This is a genomic window from Aidingimonas lacisalsi (assembly GCF_008079445.1).
Classification (GTDB): domain Bacteria; phylum Pseudomonadota; class Gammaproteobacteria; order Pseudomonadales; family Halomonadaceae; genus Aidingimonas; species Aidingimonas lacisalsi.
In genome coordinates this window covers 88,004-105,413 of record NZ_VRYH01000008.1, presented here as the reverse complement: position 1 = coordinate 105,413, position 17,410 = coordinate 88,004, and the positions used below count along the sequence as shown (strand labels likewise).

16 protein-coding genes are annotated in these 17,410 nt (G+C 59.8%); 7 read left to right on the top strand and 9 right to left on the bottom strand.

Annotated elements, in window-relative coordinates; translation table 11 throughout:
- Positions 1-2: 2 nt before the first annotated feature.
- From urtB to FVV99_RS15880, 5 genes are all read right to left on the bottom strand, one after another.
- On the bottom strand, positions 3-1,595 hold the full coding sequence (urtB, locus tag FVV99_RS15900) for an urea ABC transporter permease subunit UrtB (protein WP_148255105.1): 1,593 nt from the start codon (positions 1,593-1,595) through the stop codon (positions 3-5).
- Positions 1,596-1,770: 175 nt separating this feature from the next.
- Positions 1,771-3,102 carry an urea ABC transporter substrate-binding protein gene (gene urtA, locus FVV99_RS15895; protein WP_201745122.1) on the bottom strand — a complete coding sequence of 444 codons (1,332 nt, stop codon included), beginning with the start codon at positions 3,100-3,102 and terminating at the stop codon, positions 1,771-1,773.
- Positions 3,103-3,515: 413 nt separating this feature from the next.
- A complete protein-coding gene (locus FVV99_RS15890; protein ID WP_148255103.1) occupies positions 3,516-5,045 on the bottom strand; it encodes a tripartite tricarboxylate transporter permease in 1,530 nt (509 codons plus the stop codon).
- The gene (locus tag FVV99_RS15885) at positions 5,045-5,497 is read right to left on the bottom strand and encodes a tripartite tricarboxylate transporter TctB family protein (RefSeq protein WP_148255102.1); all 453 of its coding nucleotides are present in this window, start codon (positions 5,495-5,497) and stop codon (positions 5,045-5,047) included. Before FVV99_RS15885 ends, FVV99_RS15890 begins: the two co-directional genes overlap by 1 nt.
- Positions 5,497-6,483, bottom strand: a complete 987-nt coding sequence (locus FVV99_RS15880) for a Bug family tripartite tricarboxylate transporter substrate binding protein (RefSeq protein WP_148255101.1) — start codon at positions 6,481-6,483, stop codon at positions 5,497-5,499. The genes FVV99_RS15885 and FVV99_RS15880 overlap by 1 nt, the downstream gene beginning before the upstream one ends.
- A gap of 230 nt (positions 6,484-6,713) precedes the next feature.
- Between FVV99_RS15880 and FVV99_RS15875 the strand changes: the two genes are divergently transcribed.
- The 4 genes from FVV99_RS15875 to FVV99_RS15860 are packed head-to-tail and all read left to right on the top strand — an operon-like array spanning position 6,714 to position 10,464.
- Positions 6,714-7,307 (top strand): helix-turn-helix domain-containing protein, encoded by a 594-nt coding sequence (locus FVV99_RS15875; RefSeq protein WP_148255100.1) that lies wholly within the window; start codon positions 6,714-6,716, stop codon positions 7,305-7,307.
- Between the two features lie 15 nt (positions 7,308-7,322).
- Positions 7,323-7,985: a response regulator transcription factor gene (locus FVV99_RS15870; protein WP_148255099.1), complete on the top strand. Its 663-nt coding sequence runs from the start codon at positions 7,323-7,325 to the stop codon at positions 7,983-7,985.
- Positions 7,982-9,370: a sensor histidine kinase gene (locus FVV99_RS15865; protein ID WP_148255098.1), complete on the top strand. Its 1,389-nt coding sequence runs from the start codon at positions 7,982-7,984 to the stop codon at positions 9,368-9,370. The genes FVV99_RS15870 and FVV99_RS15865 overlap by 4 nt, the downstream gene beginning before the upstream one ends.
- Positions 9,367-10,464, top strand: a complete 1,098-nt coding sequence (locus tag FVV99_RS15860) for an ABC transporter substrate-binding protein (RefSeq protein ID WP_148255097.1) — start codon at positions 9,367-9,369, stop codon at positions 10,462-10,464. The genes FVV99_RS15865 and FVV99_RS15860 overlap by 4 nt, the downstream gene beginning before the upstream one ends.
- Positions 10,465-10,470: 6 nt before the next feature.
- Here FVV99_RS15860 and cobA read toward each other — a convergent pair whose 3' ends face one another.
- The 3 genes from cobA to FVV99_RS15845 form a co-directional block, all read right to left on the bottom strand.
- Positions 10,471-11,325 carry a uroporphyrinogen-III C-methyltransferase gene (cobA, locus tag FVV99_RS15855; RefSeq protein WP_236645437.1) on the bottom strand — a complete coding sequence of 285 codons (855 nt, stop codon included), beginning with the start codon at positions 11,323-11,325 and terminating at the stop codon, positions 10,471-10,473.
- A gap of 158 nt (positions 11,326-11,483) precedes the next feature.
- Positions 11,484-12,944: a sodium-dependent transporter gene (locus tag FVV99_RS15850; RefSeq protein WP_148255096.1), complete on the bottom strand. Its 1,461-nt coding sequence runs from the start codon at positions 12,942-12,944 to the stop codon at positions 11,484-11,486.
- Between the two features lie 88 nt (positions 12,945-13,032).
- Positions 13,033-13,641, bottom strand: a complete 609-nt coding sequence (locus FVV99_RS15845; RefSeq protein WP_148255095.1) for a LysE/ArgO family amino acid transporter — start codon at positions 13,639-13,641, stop codon at positions 13,033-13,035.
- Between the two features lie 144 nt (positions 13,642-13,785).
- Between FVV99_RS15845 and FVV99_RS15840 the strand changes: the two genes are divergently transcribed.
- Positions 13,786-14,682: a LysR family transcriptional regulator ArgP gene (locus tag FVV99_RS15840; protein ID WP_148255094.1), complete on the top strand. Its 897-nt coding sequence runs from the start codon at positions 13,786-13,788 to the stop codon at positions 14,680-14,682.
- A 19-nt stretch (positions 14,683-14,701) separates the two neighbouring features.
- Here FVV99_RS15840 and FVV99_RS15835 read toward each other — a convergent pair whose 3' ends face one another.
- Positions 14,702-14,992: an MTH1187 family thiamine-binding protein gene (locus tag FVV99_RS15835; protein ID WP_148255093.1), complete on the bottom strand. Its 291-nt coding sequence runs from the start codon at positions 14,990-14,992 to the stop codon at positions 14,702-14,704.
- A 113-nt stretch (positions 14,993-15,105) separates the two neighbouring features.
- Here FVV99_RS15835 and cfa point away from each other — a divergent pair, with 113 nt between their 5' ends.
- Both cfa and FVV99_RS15825 read left to right on the top strand, forming a co-directional pair.
- Entirely contained in the window at positions 15,106-16,257 is a 1,152-nt protein-coding gene (cfa, locus tag FVV99_RS15830) for a cyclopropane fatty acyl phospholipid synthase (RefSeq protein WP_148255092.1), read from the top strand.
- Between the two features lie 210 nt (positions 16,258-16,467).
- Entirely contained in the window at positions 16,468-17,397 is a 930-nt protein-coding gene (locus tag FVV99_RS15825) for a GGDEF domain-containing protein (RefSeq protein WP_236645436.1), read from the top strand.
- Positions 17,398-17,410: the final 13 nt, after the last annotated feature.

Below are 17,410 nucleotides of genomic sequence, written 5' to 3'. Positions count from 1 at the left end.
GTTCAGCCCTCCGCCGCACGGCCCTTCTGCGGGAAAAGTCCGCGGGGGCGTTTCTGAATGAACAGAATGATGAAGACGAGCACCATGATCTTCGCCAACACGGCACCTGCCCAGGGCTCGAGGACCTGGTTGATGATGCCCAGCGACAGACCGGCCACCAGCGTGCCCCAGAGATTACCGACACCGCCGAATACAACGACCATGAAGGAGTCGATGATGTAACTCTGGCCAAGGTTGGGCCCGACATTGGTCAACTGCGCCAGAGCAACGCCGGCCAGCCCGGCTACTCCGGACCCCAGTGCAAAGGTCATGATGTCGACACGCGTGGCACGAATGCCCATCGAGCGTGCCATGGCCCGGTTCTGCGTCACGGCACGAACTTCCAGCCCAAGGCGGGTCCGGTGCATCACCAGAATCAGAGCAGCGAATACCAATACGGCAAAGCCCATGACATAGAGCCGGTTGAGCGTCAGCGACAAGGCGTCGTTGATGGCGACCGAGCCGCTCATCCATTCCGGCGTGGTAACGCTACGATTGAGCGGTGACACGACGGTACGCACCAGTTGCTGCAGGATCAGGCTGACACCAAAGGTCGCCAGCAGTGTTTCCAACGGCCGCCCTTTCAGGTGCTGGATGACGCTGCGTTCGATGACGACGCCGACCAGTGCCGACACCAGAAAGCCCACGGGAATCGACAGCAGAACGGCAATGCCTGGATAGCCCGGCAGCAGTTGCTGCATCATCCAGGAGCTATACGCCCCCAGCATGATCAACTCGCCATGCGCCATGTTGATGACGCCCATGACGCCGAACGTGATGGCCAGCCCAATCGCAGCCAACACGAGTACCGACCCCATGGAGAGGCCGAAGTAGAGCGTCTCTGCACCACGATTGAGTTTCAATGTTTGTTCGATATCGGCCAATGCGGCTTGCGCGGCATCGGCGACGGCACCCTCGCCGTCAGCGGCGCGGGTCAGTGCCACCCTGACATCGCTGTTCAGACTGCCGGCCAATGTCTCGACGGCATCGATATCGCCCTGCTCCAGACGGTACACGGCCAGTGCTTGATTCAGCCGGTGCCTGACGTCCTCGTCACTCTCGTTTTCCAGCCGCGATGCCAGCGAGTCCGACAGTTCATCGTCGACCTTGCCGATCAGCCCCTTGGCTGCCTCGCGCCGCTCATCGCGGTCTCCGGTATAGAGCTCGACCATCGACAGGGCCGAACGCAACTGACGCCGCAATGCATTGTTGATATTGATGCGAGCGAGGTCACGGCGTGACATTTCACCGAGGTCGTCACCGCTCAACGCGTCGATCACCGGCCATTCCCGGCCGACATTGTCGGTCACGATCACGAAGCGCCCATCGTCCTTATGACGCTGCAGGTCACCGTCGAGCAGCGCTTGCAACCAGTCATTGGCGCGCTCGTCCTCGCTTTCGATGATGGCATTGATGGCTTCGGCTTTATCCTGAAAAGAACGCACGTCCAGCGCTTCCAGCAATGCCTGGCCGTTATCGACATCATCCTGAGCCGTCGCGGCAACGGGAATCGCGATGAGCAAACACAACAACCCGAGGCTGACGATCCTTGTCATGGCGGCATGCCATCGCGCATGCCCCAAGAAAGTGCAAGGGATCCTCATAGGTTCTATTCCTTTGAGTGGCGTGAACGCGTGTCCTGAGTCAGGCGTTGTCCAGCGACGTCAATCCCAGGACACCCAGTCATCTTCCAAGAACGGGCTCGGTCTACCGAACGAGCCCGCGAATCGATCAATCGCCTGACAGGGCTTCTTCGGCCTGTTCTTCGGCATTGCTGCCCATGCAGGTGCCTTCAGCCACGTTGTAGTTCCCGCACTCCATCGGTTTACGCCAATCGGCGATCAGGTCGCGAGAGCCGGACAGGTAGTCTGACCAGGCATCGCCCGCCACCGTGGAAGGCGTTTCCCAGACCACGGCGAACTGACCGTTGTCCTGAATTTCGCCGACCATGACCGGTTTGGTGATGTGGTGGTTGGGCATCATCGTCGCGTAGCCACCAGACAGGTTGGGGACACTCACCCCGATGATCGCGTCTTTCACGGCGTCGACATCGGTGGTACCGGCCTTGCGCACCGCTTCGGTCCACATGTTGAAACCAATGTAGTGGGCTTCCATCGGATCGTTGGTCACGACGGTTTCGTCATCGTTATATTCGATCCAGGCGTCGATGAAGTCGTAGTTGGCATCGGTATCGACGCTCATGAAGTAGTTCCATGCCGCCAGGTGGCCAACGAGGGGGCCGGTATCGATACCGGAAAGCTCCTGCTCGCCCACCGAGAAGGCCATGACCGGAATGTCCGCAGCGTCGACCCCCTGATTCCCCAGTTCACGATAGAACGGTACGTTGGCGTCGCCATTGATGGTCGAGACCACGGCGGTCTTCTTGCCTTCGCTGCCGAAGCGCTTGATTTCGGAGACGATGTTCTGCCAATCGGAATGACCGAACGGCGTGTAGTTGACCATGATGTCGTCGTCCGCCACGCCGAATTCATCCTTGAGGTATGCCTCGAGAATGCGGTTCGTCGTACGCGGGAAGACATAGTCGGTACCAGCCAGCACCCAGCGTTCGACCCCCACTTGATCATGCAGGTAATTGACGGCAGGAATCGACTGTTGGTTGGGTGCTGCACCGGTGTAGAAAACGTTCTCGGAAGACTCTTCCCCTTCATACTGAACCGGATAGAACAGCAAGCCATTGAGCTCTTCCATGACCGGAAGCACCGCCTTGCGAGAGACGGACGTCCAATTGCCGAAAATGACATCGACCTCTTCCTGCTCCAGTAGCTCGCGCGCGCGCTCAGCAAACAGCGGCCAATCGGAGGCGGGATCGACCACGACGGGTTCCAGTTCACGCCCGAGCAGACCGCCCGCTTCATTCTGCTGCTCGACGAGCATTTCCACGGTATCTTTCAGCGTCGACTCACTGATGGCCATGGTGCCGGATAGGGAGTGCAGAATGCCTACCTTGATGGGGTCATCGTCTTGTGCAACAGCCGGAGCGGACACGCCAAGCGCTATCAGCGACGCCGCCAGCCAACGAGGAGATGGGATGCGTTGATACACGATGTTCTCCTTGCGAATCTTTTGTTATCGAATGATCTACTCGACAGAGGCACCGCCGATTCGGCATCAACAGCGCTCTCTCTTTTGAAACGCAAGGAATGTTCCAGAATAGGGAAAAAACCTCTTTATCCATTATAATCAGAAAATTATACCGAAACCCCCGCCACCTACCGGTGTTTTTTCGCACAACTAACGTGCATCCCTCCTCACGACATGCACTACAACGGTGACAATCAAGCTCCGTGTGCACCACGACAGTGCTGTTGTATACAATATGCAGGATCCCCTTTCAGCCGCAACGCCAAGCAAGGCATTGTGTGCTTGCCCGGCACACCAAAAAGTCAAGGCGCCATCACTGATGACGCCTTGACAATAGGGACTGAATGGGAAGCTCGTGACGAGCCCGGGCCTCGTCAGTCGTTCGACGTGTCACCCGACTGGGCGAGTTGCGATTGCATCCGACGACGCAGTATCGGGCCGACGATGTAAGGCAGGATCAGGCCGATACCGGCAAACACCCACAAGCCGATTGCCAGGCCGCTGTTCCACAGAATGCTCCAGTCACCATCGGAGATATCCAGCGCATGGCGCAGGTTCTTCTCCATCTCCGGCCCCAGCAGCAGACCGAGAATGATCGGGACCAGAGGAATCTCGAGTTTGCGCAGCACATAACCGGCAACCCCGAAGGCGACCATGAAGTACAGGTCGAAGGTCGTGTTGCTGATCGAGTAGATCCCCACGAACGCGATCATCGTCACGATCGGCAGCAAGTACATCGGCGGTACCGACAGCAGCTTGACGAAGATGCCCACGAGCGGAATGTTCAACACCAGCAGCAGGAAGTTGCCGATCAACAGCGCCGCGATCACGCCCCATACGATATCGGCGTTCTGGGTGAACATCAGCGGCCCGGGGGTGATGTTCAGCGAAATCAGCAGCGCCAGCAGCACCGCGGTGGTGCCGCTACCCGGCACACCCAGCGTCAGCATGGGGACCAGCGCCCCGCTGGAAGCGCCGTTGTTGCCCGCCTCAGGGCCGGCCACACCGCGCGGATCCCCCTGGCCGAAATAACCCTTCTTGCCGACCACCCGCTTTTCGAGCGTATAACCGATGAAACTGCCCAGCGACGCGCCGGCACCCGGCAAGACCCCGGCGACGAACCCGAGAACTCCCCCACGAAAACTCGATGGCAGGATCTCGCGGATGTCCTTCCAGGAGATCGTGAGCTTGTTGACGGCCATCTTTTCACCGCCACCACCGGCGCGATTCTCGATGAAGAACAGCAGTTCCGAAATCGCGAAGAGACCCACGATCGCGATGATGAAATCCACCCCTTCATAGAGTTCCAGCACCCCGAAGGTGTAACGCTGAACTCCGGTCGAGTCGATACCGACCGTCGCAATCATCAGCCCGATCGCCGCCGCGACCACCGTCTTCATGGGATTCTTGCCGGTGATGCCTCCCAGCGTGGCAAACGCCAGCAGGAACAGGGCGAAGTACTCGGCCGGCCCGAACGTCAGGGCGAAATCCGCCAGCAACGGTGCCAGCAGGATCAACCCGATGGTGGCGACCAGACTGCCGATGAAGGACGCCACCGCGGAAATCGCCAGGGCTTCGGCCGCCTTGCCCTTCTTGGCCATGGGATAGCCGTCCAGACAGGTCATCATCGCCGGCTCATCGCCGGGAATGTTAAGCAGAATCGAGGAAATCCGGCCACCGTACATGGCCCCGGCATAAACGGCCGTCAGCATGATCATGGCCGTATCCGGCTGCAGCCCCAGCGTGAATGCCAAGGGGATCAGGATCGCCACGCCATTGGCCGGACCAAGCCCCGGCAAGGCGCCGATCAGAGTGCCCAGGAAGGCCCCCAGCAGACCGAACATCAGGTTATGAGGCGCCAGTGCGACCCCGAACCCGTCGATCAGATAACCCAGCGTTTCCATCAGCCGACCTCCAGAAACTCGAGCAGCCCCATCGGCAATGACAGGTCAAGGGCGAAATTGAACAGCAGGAATACCACGACGGCGGCCGAGACACCGGTGACGACGGCCTTGATCGGCACGGCGCCCATCCGCCAGCAGAGGATACCTACGGCCAGAGAGGTGCTGATGATGAAGCCCAGTGGCTGGAGCAGCATGGCGTAGAGCACCAGTACCACCACGGCAACGATCAATTCGATGCCCGTCCGGCTCCAGGGCCAGGCATTGTCCGGGTCGGGACGAACGATCATGTAGAGGCTGGACAACACCAGCACGGCAGCCAGCAAGAAAGGGAACGTCGAAGGCCCGACGGCTTCGCTTCCCCCGAACGATTCGGGAAACTGAGTGGCGCCCCAGCCGTACGCGACGGCCAGGACGATCATCAGGACCCCAAAGATGCGGTCGTTAAAGGTCATTACTCGATCAATCCGATATCTTTGGACAGCGCTTCGATGTCATCGATCTGGTTCTTGACGAACTCGTCGAATTCACTCCCGCTCATCTGGAACGGCATCAGGCCATTCTGCGTCATGACTTCTTGCCACTCTTCACTGTCGTAGACCGTGTTGACGGCCTCGGTCCAGTACGCTTCGGCCTCGTCGGAAATCCCCGCCGGCATGTAGAAGCCACGCCAGTTCGGTCCCAACGCGTCGATGCCCTGCTCACGTGCCGTGGGAATATCCGAGAACTCGCCCGGCAGGCGCTCTTCGGACAATACGGCCAGGACACGCAGGTCACCGGAGTCCATGAAGCCCTGGGCTTCGGAAATATCGCCGGTGAAGGCATCGACATGACCGCCCACGACTTGCGTCATCGCTTCCCCGCCATTGTTGTACGAGAGATACGCAATGCGTGGCAGATTCTCGACATCGGCGGCCTGCGCTGCGATCAACACTTTCAGATGGTCCCAGCCACCCTTGGCGCTACCGCCGGCAAACTTGACGCTACGCGGGTCTTCCTTCAACGCATCCATCAGAGCGGGGAGATCCTCGTACTCCGAGTCATCGGATACCGCAATGATGCCGTAGTCGGCACCCAGCGCGCCGATCCAGTTCACCATCTCGGCATCCATGCCCTGGAATTGGCCTTGCGCCAGACGCGTCGTGGTCGCCGTCGATGCGGCCACCAGCAGTTGATCGTCGCCTTCACGCTTGCTGACGGTATGAGCATAAGCCACACCGCCGCCGGCACCCGCCATATTGACGGTCTGCACGCTACGCGGCACGAGATCCAACTCTTCCATCACCTTGCCGACACTGCGGCAGGTGAAGTCCCAGCCACCACCGGGATCGGCAGGCGCCAGGCACTCGACCTTGCCTTCGGGTTCATAGGCCATGGCCAGGCCGGAGCTGGCGGTCAACGTGGCGATAGCAACCAGTTTGAGCGGCGTTTTCGTCAACATTGTTGTTGTCCCCTTCAATTGAATGAACGTATCGGAAACTGACAAATAGCAAGTCAGAGCTTGCAGGAATGCGTTGTTGAACCTTACAATTCTGTAAGGCAGAATTGCATTCCTTAGGATGGAAAGCTAGGCATCTTGCCCTTCGGCGTCAATGTGTAATGCGCGACTTACAACTAAAGTTGAATTCGTCTGCGCTGGGCAGCCAACTGAACTTGAGGAACGATGACGACATGGCACAAGATCGTGTGGAAGCCGTCGAACGGGCTTTGACGATACTCGAGGCATTCGATTCGCCTCAGGAGAGTTTCTCGCTCAACGACCTGGCCGGTGCTACGGGGTACTACAAGAGCACCCTGCTGCGTCTGCTCGGCTCATTGGAGCGTTTCGGTTATGTGCAGCGAGGACGCGATGGGCATTACCGTATCGGCCATGCCCCCATGCGGTTGTCCCGGCGCCATTCGCCCAGTCGTCGGCTGGAGGCCTGGATACGCCCCCTCCTGGATAGGCTGGTAACGGACAGCGGCGAAACGGCCTCATTGATCGAGGTCAACGGCGACATGGCCGAATGCCTCCTGGTGGCGATCCCCGATGTGGCGCTGCGGCACGAACTGCGGCCCGGTCAATGCTGGGCAATCGAGCATGCTTCGCCCATGCTGACCTTCGATGGTGGCATCATGGTCGGCAAGACGCTTCGTCAGATCACCGACGAGGCCGACTGGTGGCTGGCCTTGTCCGGCCCCAAGGGGAGATTGGTACCTGACCAGGCCGCACGCCAGCTTGACGACGCCATCATCGAGCTGGGTCGCCATCCGACAGGCGCCTGAGATAGGGAGAGCGCCATGAAACTGCTACTGGTGGAAGACGACGCCTTGCTTGCCGATACCCTGGGTGATGCGCTGCGCCTCGAAGGACAGGATGTGGACACGGTCGACGATGGCGACCGTGCCCTGGGGCTTCTGTCATCCCCCGATCACGGCTATGACTTGATTCTGCTCGATCTCAACCTTCCCGGCGCGGGAGGACTCGAGGGACTCGCCGCCCTGCGCAAACATGATAGTGAAACACCCGTGCTCATACTGACGGCACGTGGTGCCGTCGAAGATCGCGTTCGCGGCCTCGACCTGGGCGCCGACGATTATCTTGCCAAGCCCTTTGCACTCGATGAGCTCGAAGCCAGAGTACGCGCTTTACTACGGCGTCATTCACGCGGCGGGGTGCTGCAGGTGGGCTCACTGTCATTCGATCCCATATCGCAACGCTTCACGCTCGACGGCCGCTCTCTCGCTTTACCGCCGCGCGAACAACGACTGCTGACCTGCCTGATGTCCCATGCCGGCCAGCCGGTCGACAAGACTCAACTGGTCAAGGAAGCCTTTGGCGACGATGCCATGGGCGACAACGCTATCGAAGTCTACATACATCGGCTCCGACGACGCTTGCGCGGAAGCCCGCTGGAACTTCGCACCGTGCGCGGCCTCGGCTATCTGCTGGAGTCGTCGTGAAGGCAACGGACAGTCTCTTTCGTCGCTTGCTGTTATGGTTGCTGCTGCCACTGCTGGCATTGGGCGCACTCATGCTGGTGCAGGCCTATCTCGATGCACGCCGGACCGCCGACCGGGCGTTCGACAGGCTCCTGGAGGCGTCGTCACACGCCATCGCTGAACAGGTGCAGTGGCAGGATGACCGTCTTTGGCTGGATCTCCCTCCCGCGGCTCTGGAGATGCTGGCGACCGATGCCGAGGAGCGTGTCTTCTATGCGCTCTACGACGGCGATGGCGATTTCATTACCGGTAATGCCGCCCTGCCTGGCGACCCCCGCAGCAACGATTCGCAGGATGACACCCTATACTACGACGACATCGAGTGGCGGGGCTTGTCACTGCGCCAGGGAGTGCGCCGGACCCGGCTCGAAGACTGGAGTCTGAGAGAACGCTTCGAAGTGCGTGTCGCGCATACTCGTGAAGGCCGGGAAGGACTCACATGGCGGCTTTTCCTGGGCAATCTGGCGTATATCGGCGCCATGGCCATCCTGGCCATCACTGTCCTGTTGCTCGCCGTACGCTCCGCACTACGCCCGTTGACTCGCCTGCGACGCGCGATTCGCCAACGCGACCCGCGCACGTTGGCACCGTTGGATTTACCACTACCGCGCGAACTTGCCGAACTGCGTGAAACGCTCAATGAACTGCTCGCCAGGATGCGCCGCGTGCGGGCCAATCAGGAGCGCTTCATCGGTGATGCCTCTCACCAGCTTCGCACACCGCTTGCCGGGTTGTCGGCGCGTGCCGAGCTGGCGTTGCGACAGGATGACCCTCAGGCATGGCGGGATGCCTTGCAGGCAATGCAGACCACCAGTGCCAGTACCGCTCGCCTGGCCGTGCAACTCTTGTCGCTGACGCGCCTCAATAACCCGGAGGCGACGCCCGAGCTAACCCCCCTGGATATCAATGAGATTGCCCGGCAGGCCGTCAGGGATGCCTTTAACGCCTGCTACCGGGACGGGATCGATATCGGTGTCGACGCAGCCGATGGCACCGTCATGATCCAGGGTATCGGCTGGCAACTGGAGGAGGCGCTGAGCAATCTCATCGATAATGCACGGCGTTACGGTGCGACGCATATCACGGTCAGGGTCAATGCGGCACCCCCAGAACTGGTCGTAGAAGACAATGGCCCCGGCATTCCCGCCGAGCAGCGTTTGTTGATGTTGCGCCCCTTCCACCGCGGGCAGGACGGCGGAGACGGGTCGGGCCTGGGGCTCGCCATCGTCGATGGAATCGCTCGTACCCACGGCGCCAGTCTATTGCTGAGCGATCCGGCGAACGGCAGCGGTCTATGCGTCACCTTGCGCTTTGTCCAACCAAACGCCACGCGGGAGAGAGCATGAAGAGAGCGAATGCAGCGTCTCTGATCATGGCCGGGCTGTCACTCGTCAGCCCGCCGCTTGCCGCCGACGATACCGTGCATTTCCCCGCTAACATGCCTGACCAGGCCGGGACCGAGCCACGGGAACTGATCATTGAAGGGGCCTTGGACATCCCACAGTTCCAGCCCGTGCTGAAAGCCTTCCATCAGCACTATCCCGACATCGATCTACACTACCGCAACTTCACCACGCTGGCGCTTCACCAACGCTTCCTGGATCATGAGGGCGCCAACGCCGATGTCGTGATTTCTTCGGCCATGCCCTGGCAATACCGTCTAGCGAACGATGGCTATGGCCGGGCATTGAACACCCCGGAAGCCGAGGCCTGGCCGGAGTGGGCCCGCTGGCGCAATGAACTCTTTGCGGTCACCTTCGAGCCGATCGTGATGGTCTATCACGACGCGCTGACGGAACGCTTCGAGCCGATCAGCAGCCATGACGATTTATTGACGCTGCTCGAGAATCAGCGCGAGGCGTTGCAGGGTCGTGTCGTGACCTATGATCCCGAACGCAGCGGTGCCGGCTATACGTATGCCATTCAGGAAGCGCAATTGTCACCGCGCTACTGGGAATTGGTATCGGCCATGGGTAGCGTGAATACCGACCTGGTCGGTACCACCGGTGAGATGCTGAACGGGTTGGCCGACGGCGATTATCTGATTGGTTACAACCTGCTGGGCAGCTATGCCCGCGACTTCGTGCGTGACCATCCCCAACTGAACGTCGTGATCCCCGACGACTATGCGCTGATCGTACAGCGGCCGGTCTTCGTCTCTCGCAATGCCCCCAACCCGCAGACCGGTGAGTTGTTCCTCAACTACCTGCTGAGCGAAACCGGGCAACGCGTGTTGGCGGAACGCACCTCGTTGGGGGCCGTGCATCCAGGGTTGGATGGGGAAGGCACCGCCAGGGAATTGCGTCGCCGGCTAGGCGATGCGTTGAGGCCGATTCGGCTTGGCCCGGGCTTGCTGGCCACGTTGGATGACCTCAAGCGGGACGCCTTGCTCAGCCGATGGCAGCGCGAATACCGGCGCCTGCAGGACACATCGCCATGACCCGAATCACGCGCTATCCGAACGACGTTGCGGGGTGGGATGCTTGCCGTCCTGCCAGCCCTGGCTGGTCGATTGCGTACCGTCATACCAGGCCAACGAGTCATGCAAGGCCACGACACCGCCCACGATGATCAACGTCGGTGGCGCGACACGGTCACGGTCGAGCGACTCCGGCAGCGTTGCCAGCGTACCGCGATACACACGTTGCCTGGCTGTCGTGCCCTGTTCCACCAACGCCACTGGGGTATCGGCATCCAGGCCGTGGGCCACCAGTCGTTCGCGTATGATATCCAGCGTTCCCAACCCCATGTAGAACACCAGAGTCTGTCCGGGGGTGGCCAGCAATGGCCAATCGAGATCACAGCTTCCATTCTTGAGATGGCCGGTCACGAAGCGGACAGACTGGGCATGGTCACGATGAGTCAGAGGAATGCCGGCATAGGCGCTGCACCCCGACGCTGCAGTGATACCCGGAACGACCTCGAACGCCACTTCCGCCTTGACCAGGGCCTCCAGCTCTTCTCCGCCGCGGCCGAAGATGAAAGGGTCGCCCCCCTTGAGCCGTACCACGCGTTTGCCCTGCAACGCCCAGTCCACCAGGGCCTGATTGATGCCATCCTGAGGCAGGCTATGCTGCGAACGTGCCTTGCCGACATACAGACGCTCGGCGCCGGGATTCGCCAGCGCCAGAATCTCCGCGCTCACCAGGCGATCATGCAGTATCACATCGGCGACTTCGAGACGCTTGAGGGCTTTCAGTGTCAACAATTCCGGATCCCCGGGACCGGCGCCGACCAGAGACACCTGCCCGCGCGGGAAATCACGTAGCCGATTCATGCGTTGGGTGTCGTCGAGCGTCATCTCGGGCAAACTCTCTTATAGCATTTGAATAGAAAACAGCGACCTTATATAGCCAAAGATTAAGGTTTTTATCGACCGCTGGCCAGTAACGCATGCTTGCATCCTTATAACGACCGCCTCGCTGCCGCACGCGCCCTGCGGCAGCGAGGCGAAGGAAGTCATTCGCTCAGCTGCCGTTTGAGCCGCGGGCTCGCCATTTCGCCAACCGCGGTAATGGCTACCAGAATCGCCAGTAGCCAGGGCCATTGAGCCGCCAGGTCGAGCGTGACGATGCCCAATGAGTCGATGAAAACCAGCACGATACCCAGTGGGCTGACATAACGCACCATGAAAAGCCACAGGGCGTGTTGTACCGGCGTCAGATTCAGCTCGGAACGGAAGATTTCATGACGCAGCAGAAAGCCGGCCATCAATGCCATCCCCAGACCGCCCAGAGGCATCATGAAGCGCGACGTCAAGAAGTCCAGCCAGTCGAAGACATGTTTGCCAGCCAACGTCCATTCTGAACCGACATTGAACGACATCATAGCCAGCGTACTGATCACCCATAGCAGGCTACCAGCACCCCATGACGCCTTGGCCCGCGAAATGCCCCGGCTTTCATTGAGCCAGGCCACCGTCGCTTCGATCATCGAAATCGCCGACGTCAGGGCCGCCATCGACAACATGGTGAAGAAGATCACACCGAATAGCGTGCCCAACGGCATGGCCTGGAACGCCAATGGCAGACTCATGAACAGAAGGCCTGGGCCACTGGCCGGATCCATGCCGTTGGCAAAGATGACGGGGAAAATGGCCAGGCCCGCCATCAGGGCAACGATCGTGTCGGCAATCGCTACGCTCACGGTGGTCCGGGCGATGGAGCGCTGATCGGGCAGGTAGGCACCGTAAGTCAGTATCGCTCCCGACGCCAGAGACAACGTAAAGAAGGCGTGCCCCAGAGCCGCCAGCAGCCCTTCACTGGACAGCTTGCCGACTTCGAAGGAAAACAGGAACGCCACACCGTCGCTGAATCCGCCGGAAAAGGCCGCATAGACGATCATGAGTGCCAACATGATCACCAGCCCCGGCATCATCCAACTGACACTACGCTCTATGCCCTCACGAACGCCCTTGCCGACGATGACCATGGTCAGCAGCGTCACCAGTGTACTCCAGAAGCCGAGATGCCAGGGGTTGGCATTGTTGGCTGCAAAGATCATCGCCATGTCGTCGACACTGGTCCCATTCAGCCCTCCGGTCAGTGTCTTCCACAGATAGGAAAACGACCAGCCGGCCACGACCACGTAGAATGACAGGATCAGGAAACCGCAGAGCATCGCCATCCAGCCGAACAGCGACCACCAGGCCCCGCTCCCCGACTCGCGAACGACCCGACGTATCGCATCGATCGGACTGCCTCGCCCGCGGCGGCCGAAGGCAATCTCGGCCATCATCACCGGTATGCCGACGGCCAGAATGCAGGCCAGATACACCAGTACAAAGGCGCCACCCCCATACTCTCCGGTCATGTAGGGAAACTTCCAGATATTCCCCAACCCCACGGCTGAGCCGGTAGCAGCCAGCACGAAGCCCCACCGGCCAAGCCATAGCGTTCTGGGACGCTGTCTCGTCGTCATATCGCACCATCGTGACACATCATTGAGGGCTGGATACTACCCGCAGACAGTGATGTCGTCGACTGTTCGTCTTGCAGGATCGCCTGGATCACGGCAGCAGCGCGCCCATCGCCAGGCGCCAGGCAACGATGCCCAACATCAGCCCGATGACGGCATCGATGACCCGCCAGGCCAGCGGGCTCGTCAAGCGCGGTGCCAGCCAACCCGCAGCGGCCACCAGCCCGAAGAACCAGGCGAAAGAGGCCAAGGCGGCGCCGACGAAAAAGCCCGCGGGACTCGCCTGAACGGCACCGATCGCTCCCAGCATGATCAAGGTGTCGAGGTACACCTGCGGATTCAGCAGTGTGACGGCCAGGGTGGCGAGCAATACATGACGGCGCGCCCCCGATACGCTCGAGCCGGTTTCCAGCACATGACGAGCCATGGCGCGGCGCATGGCCAACGTGGCCTGCCACGCCAGGAAAACGGCGCCTCCCCAACGCGCCAACGCCATCATCCATGCCTGTTCAGCGATCAACGCGCCCATGCCGAGCACGCCCAGACCGACCAGCAGCCAATCGCACAAGGCGCATATGCCCGCTACCCACCATGCGTGTTCGCGTCTCAGCCCCTGACTCAACACAAACGCATTCTGGGCACCGATCGCCACGATCAAACCACCGCCCACCAACAATCCATGCACCGTCGACGTCAGCATCTCACCTCCGATCCATTCCGTATCATTGCCGCTACCAAGCGTCCGGCATCGGACAGCCAGGTCTTTTTTCTCCGGCTGGATCAGGCTAGGCTGAGAACTGAAATAAATGAAATTAATTTAGAGAATCCGTTATTAACGAACCTAATGCTCGACTACAAATTACTCGAAGCGCTTGCCGCCGTCATCGATCAGTCGGGATTCGAGCGAGCCGCTCGGCATCTGGGGCTGACGCAATCCGCCATTTCACAACGTATCAAGTTGCTGGAGGCGCGGCTCGGTCAACCCGTCCTCGTGCGCAGCCCGACACTGACGCCGACCGCTATCGGTCGACGCCTGCTCAATCATGTGCTGCAAGTCCGCCTGCTAGAACATGACCTGCTGAAACGTGTACCGGCGCTGGGTGAACGTGAACAGCGCTTGCGGCTGGCTATCAATGCAGACAGCCTGACCACCTGGTGGTCTGACGCCGTCGGCGACTTCTGCCAATGTCATGATGTGCTACTCGACATGGTCATCGAGGATCAGGATGTCGCCTTGAAACGCATGCGCGATGGTGAAGTGGCGGGGTGCGTCTGCGCCATGCAACGCCCGGTTCAGGGAGCACGTTCGCACCTGCTGGGCGGAATGCGCTATCGCGCCCTGGCAAGCCCTGCCTACATGGCCAAGTATTTTCCGCACGGCATTACTCAACAGGCGCTGCGTGAAGCGCCTGCCATCGTCTATGGTCCGGATGACCGGCTGCAGCATCGCTATCTGGAGTTGCACGGTGTCCGTGACCCGTTTCCCCATCACCTGTGCCCTTCCTCACACGGTTTCGTGAGGCTGGCACTGGCCAATATGGGCTACGGCCTGTTTCCGGAACATCAGGTTCAGCGCGAGCTGGCCGAGGGCAGACTGGTGGATCTCGATACGACGCGTTACATCGATGTGCCTCTGTATTGGCACCATTGGCGCCACGGTGGCGAAACTCTCGATGCATTGACCGATCACTTGCTCGCGACCAGTCAGCAGTGGCTCACGCCAATGGAAACACCACTCTGATCCATGCTCTGCCACCCAGCTAGGCATTGACGCTATCGATCTTGTCCTGCATGGACTGATCACGATCGGTACGCGTCCCCAGCTTCAGGGTCGTCGTGATACGCGGCGCTCCCATCGCGTGGACTTCCTCATGGCAGCGCTTGACCGCCGCCATCACGTCGTCCCATGGCCCTTCGATATTGGTGCCGTAAGCATGCATGTGATGGTCGAGTCCGGCATCGCGAATGACCCGCTGACACGCCGATACATAAGCCGATACCGACACACCGACCCCCAGAGGCACGATGCAAAAATCGACGATGACGTGCATAACCGACTCCTTAAGCGGTATCCTAAGATGCATTGACAGATATATAACATAGACATGATGCGCTATTCTCACTATTCAGCATAGGTGTGATCGCTGTAGGAACAGGAGGCCTCATGACCAGTGATCCTCGCATCGGCCCCGTCGCGCTTCCGGACACTCGGGCCAGGCGTGTGGTTGAACAACTCATCGATGGCTCGGGCATCGAATTGAACGGTGACCGCCCATGGGACATACGTGTCACTCATCCCGACTTTTTTTCGCGCGTTCTCCATCAGGGTACGCTGGGCTTGGGTGAATCCTATATGGACGGCTGGTGGGAGTGCGACAGCATCGACGAATTCGCTCACCGCTTGCTGAGACACGGGCTTGGTGAGCGGGCCCGCACTCCGTCGAAACGACTGCTGTATCGTCTCCAGACCGGCTTTTTCAACCTTCAAAGCAAGGCGCGGGCCTATATGGTCGGAGAAGCTCACTACGATCTGGGCAACGACCTGTTCGAACGCATGCTCGACCCCACCATGTGCTATTCATGTGGCTACTGGCACACTGCCGATACGCTGCACGAAGCCCAGGTCGCCAAACTCGATCTGGCGGCTCGCAAACTGGATCTGCAACCCGGCATGCGCGTTCTCGACATCGGCTGCGGCTGGGGCAGTTTTGCCGAACATGCAGCGCGCAACTATGGTGTCGAGGTCACCGGTATCACCATTTCCAGGGAGCAGGCCGCATTCGGCGAGGAAAAATGCCAGGGATTGCCTGTCGACATCCGGCTAATGGATTATCGCGACTTGCAAGGAAGCTACGACCGCATCGTCTCGATCGGCATGTTCGAGCATGTCGGTCACCGCAACTACCGGACCTATTTCGATACCGTCGAACGGCTGCTCGATCCCGATGGACTCTTCCTGCTGCATACCATTGGTTCGAACACGTCCGAGATCAGTGCCGACCCCTGGATCAACAAGTATATCTTTCCCAATGGGATCCTGCCGTCGATAGAGCATATCGCCAAGACCACCGAAGGACGTCTGTTGATGGAAGACTGGCAGAATTTCGGTCCCGACTATGACCGTACCCTGATGGCTTGGCTGGAAAACTTCGATACTTACTGGCCCGAGATCGCCGACCGATACAATGAACGCACACGTCGAATGTTCCGCTATTACCTGTCGGTGTGTGCCGGTGCCTTTCGGGCGCGTAACCTGCAACTCTGGCAGGTCGTGTACTCCAAGTGGAGACCAGGCCGTTACGACGCACCACGCTGAACGGACACGGCAAGGTTGCCGGGCATGTTGTGTAAGATATCTCTTACATCCTGCGTGTAATAACACCAACCAGAACGTGGGCGTATATTAACGCGCTGATCTAAAGCCATCTGCGCCTCGAAACCATGACAAACGACAACCGATCCGCGCGAGGTTCAGGTACGGCACAATAACACCCAATGCTGCAGGATGCCGCAGGGAACCAAGCCTATGCCTGCCGATAACACGATGCCGGTCGATGGCCGGGACAGTCTCGAGCAACTGAAGGTCATGACCGAACGCATTCCCGGCATGATCTTTCAGTTCTTTCGCAGTGCACAGGGGGAAATGTCATTTCCCTACCTGGCCGGCAGCGGTACCTTGATCCGTCATGAGGACAAACGCCTGCTGGCGGATGATGCCAGCTATGCATTCGAACGTATCGACCCTGAAGACTTTCCGCAGTTGATGACCGCTATCGAGCGGTCGGCCCAGCAGCAGACACCATTGGCGACCCAATTCCGCTTGCGCCAGATCGACGGCCAGGTACGCTGGATCGCCGCTCGAGCTCAGCCTGAGCATCACGATAACGGCACATTGTGGCACGGCCTGATGCTGGACATCAGTGAGCAGGTAGCGCACGAAGCCCACCTGCGCAAATTGTCGGATACCGATGCCCTGACCAATCTGGCCAATCGCCGCAAGTTGATGAAGCGGCTGGATGAGGAAATATCCAAGAGCAACCGATATGGCACGCCGTTGTCGCTGATGTTGCTCGACCTGGACCATTTCAAGCTCGTCAACGATACATGGGGCCATCTGCAGGGCGATCAGGTATTGTCCGAGTTCGGCAGCTTATGCAGTGAACTGGTTCGCGAAGAGGATACCCTGGCCCGGCTTGGTGGCGAGGAGTTTGCCATTCTTTTGCCGTTGACCCCTCAGACCCGCTGCAGAGCCCTGGCGGAACGGTTGCGCCAACGCATCGCCAATCATGACTTCGGTATCAGTCGAGGGCATGTCACCGCCAGTATCGGTATTGCCGAACACCGGGTCGGCGAATCCCGCGAGCGGCTCATCGATCGTGCCGACTGCAGTCTGTACGCCGCCAAGGAGCAGGGTCGCAATCGGGTCATCGGGTGCCTGTCGGATACCGCCGGTTAACCGTGTTCCCCAC

Excerpts from the sequence above, each read along its gene's own strand:
- FVV99_RS15880 (WP_148255101.1), bottom strand. The coding sequence starts at position 6,483 with ATGTTGACGAAAACGCCGCTCAAACTGGTTGCTATCGCCACGTTGACC.
- FVV99_RS15885 (WP_148255102.1), bottom strand. The coding sequence starts at position 5,497 with ATGACCTTTAACGACCGCATCTTTGGGGTCCTGATGATCGTCCTGGCC.
- FVV99_RS15875 (WP_148255100.1), top strand. The coding sequence starts at position 6,714 with ATGGCACAAGATCGTGTGGAAGCCGTCGAACGGGCTTTGACGATACTC.
- cobA (WP_236645437.1), bottom strand. The coding sequence starts at position 11,325 with ATGACGCTCGACGACACCCAACGCATGAATCGGCTACGTGATTTCCCG.
- FVV99_RS15860 (WP_148255097.1), top strand. The coding sequence starts at position 9,367 with ATGAAGAGAGCGAATGCAGCGTCTCTGATCATGGCCGGGCTGTCACTC.
- FVV99_RS15845 (WP_148255095.1), bottom strand. The coding sequence starts at position 13,641 with ATGCTGACGTCGACGGTGCATGGATTGTTGGTGGGCGGTGGTTTGATC.
- FVV99_RS15870 (WP_148255099.1), top strand. The coding sequence starts at position 7,323 with ATGAAACTGCTACTGGTGGAAGACGACGCCTTGCTTGCCGATACCCTG.
- urtB (WP_148255105.1), bottom strand. The coding sequence starts at position 1,595 with ATGACAAGGATCGTCAGCCTCGGGTTGTTGTGTTTGCTCATCGCGATT.
- FVV99_RS15840 (WP_148255094.1), top strand. The coding sequence starts at position 13,786 with ATGCTCGACTACAAATTACTCGAAGCGCTTGCCGCCGTCATCGATCAG.
- FVV99_RS15890 (WP_148255103.1), bottom strand. The coding sequence starts at position 5,045 with ATGGAAACGCTGGGTTATCTGATCGACGGGTTCGGGGTCGCACTGGCG.
- FVV99_RS15850 (WP_148255096.1), bottom strand. The coding sequence starts at position 12,944 with ATGACGACGAGACAGCGTCCCAGAACGCTATGGCTTGGCCGGTGGGGC.
- FVV99_RS15825 (WP_236645436.1), top strand. The coding sequence starts at position 16,468 with ATGCCTGCCGATAACACGATGCCGGTCGATGGCCGGGACAGTCTCGAG.
- FVV99_RS15835 (WP_148255093.1), bottom strand. The coding sequence starts at position 14,992 with ATGCACGTCATCGTCGATTTTTGCATCGTGCCTCTGGGGGTCGGTGTG.
- cfa (WP_148255092.1), top strand. The coding sequence starts at position 15,106 with ATGACCAGTGATCCTCGCATCGGCCCCGTCGCGCTTCCGGACACTCGG.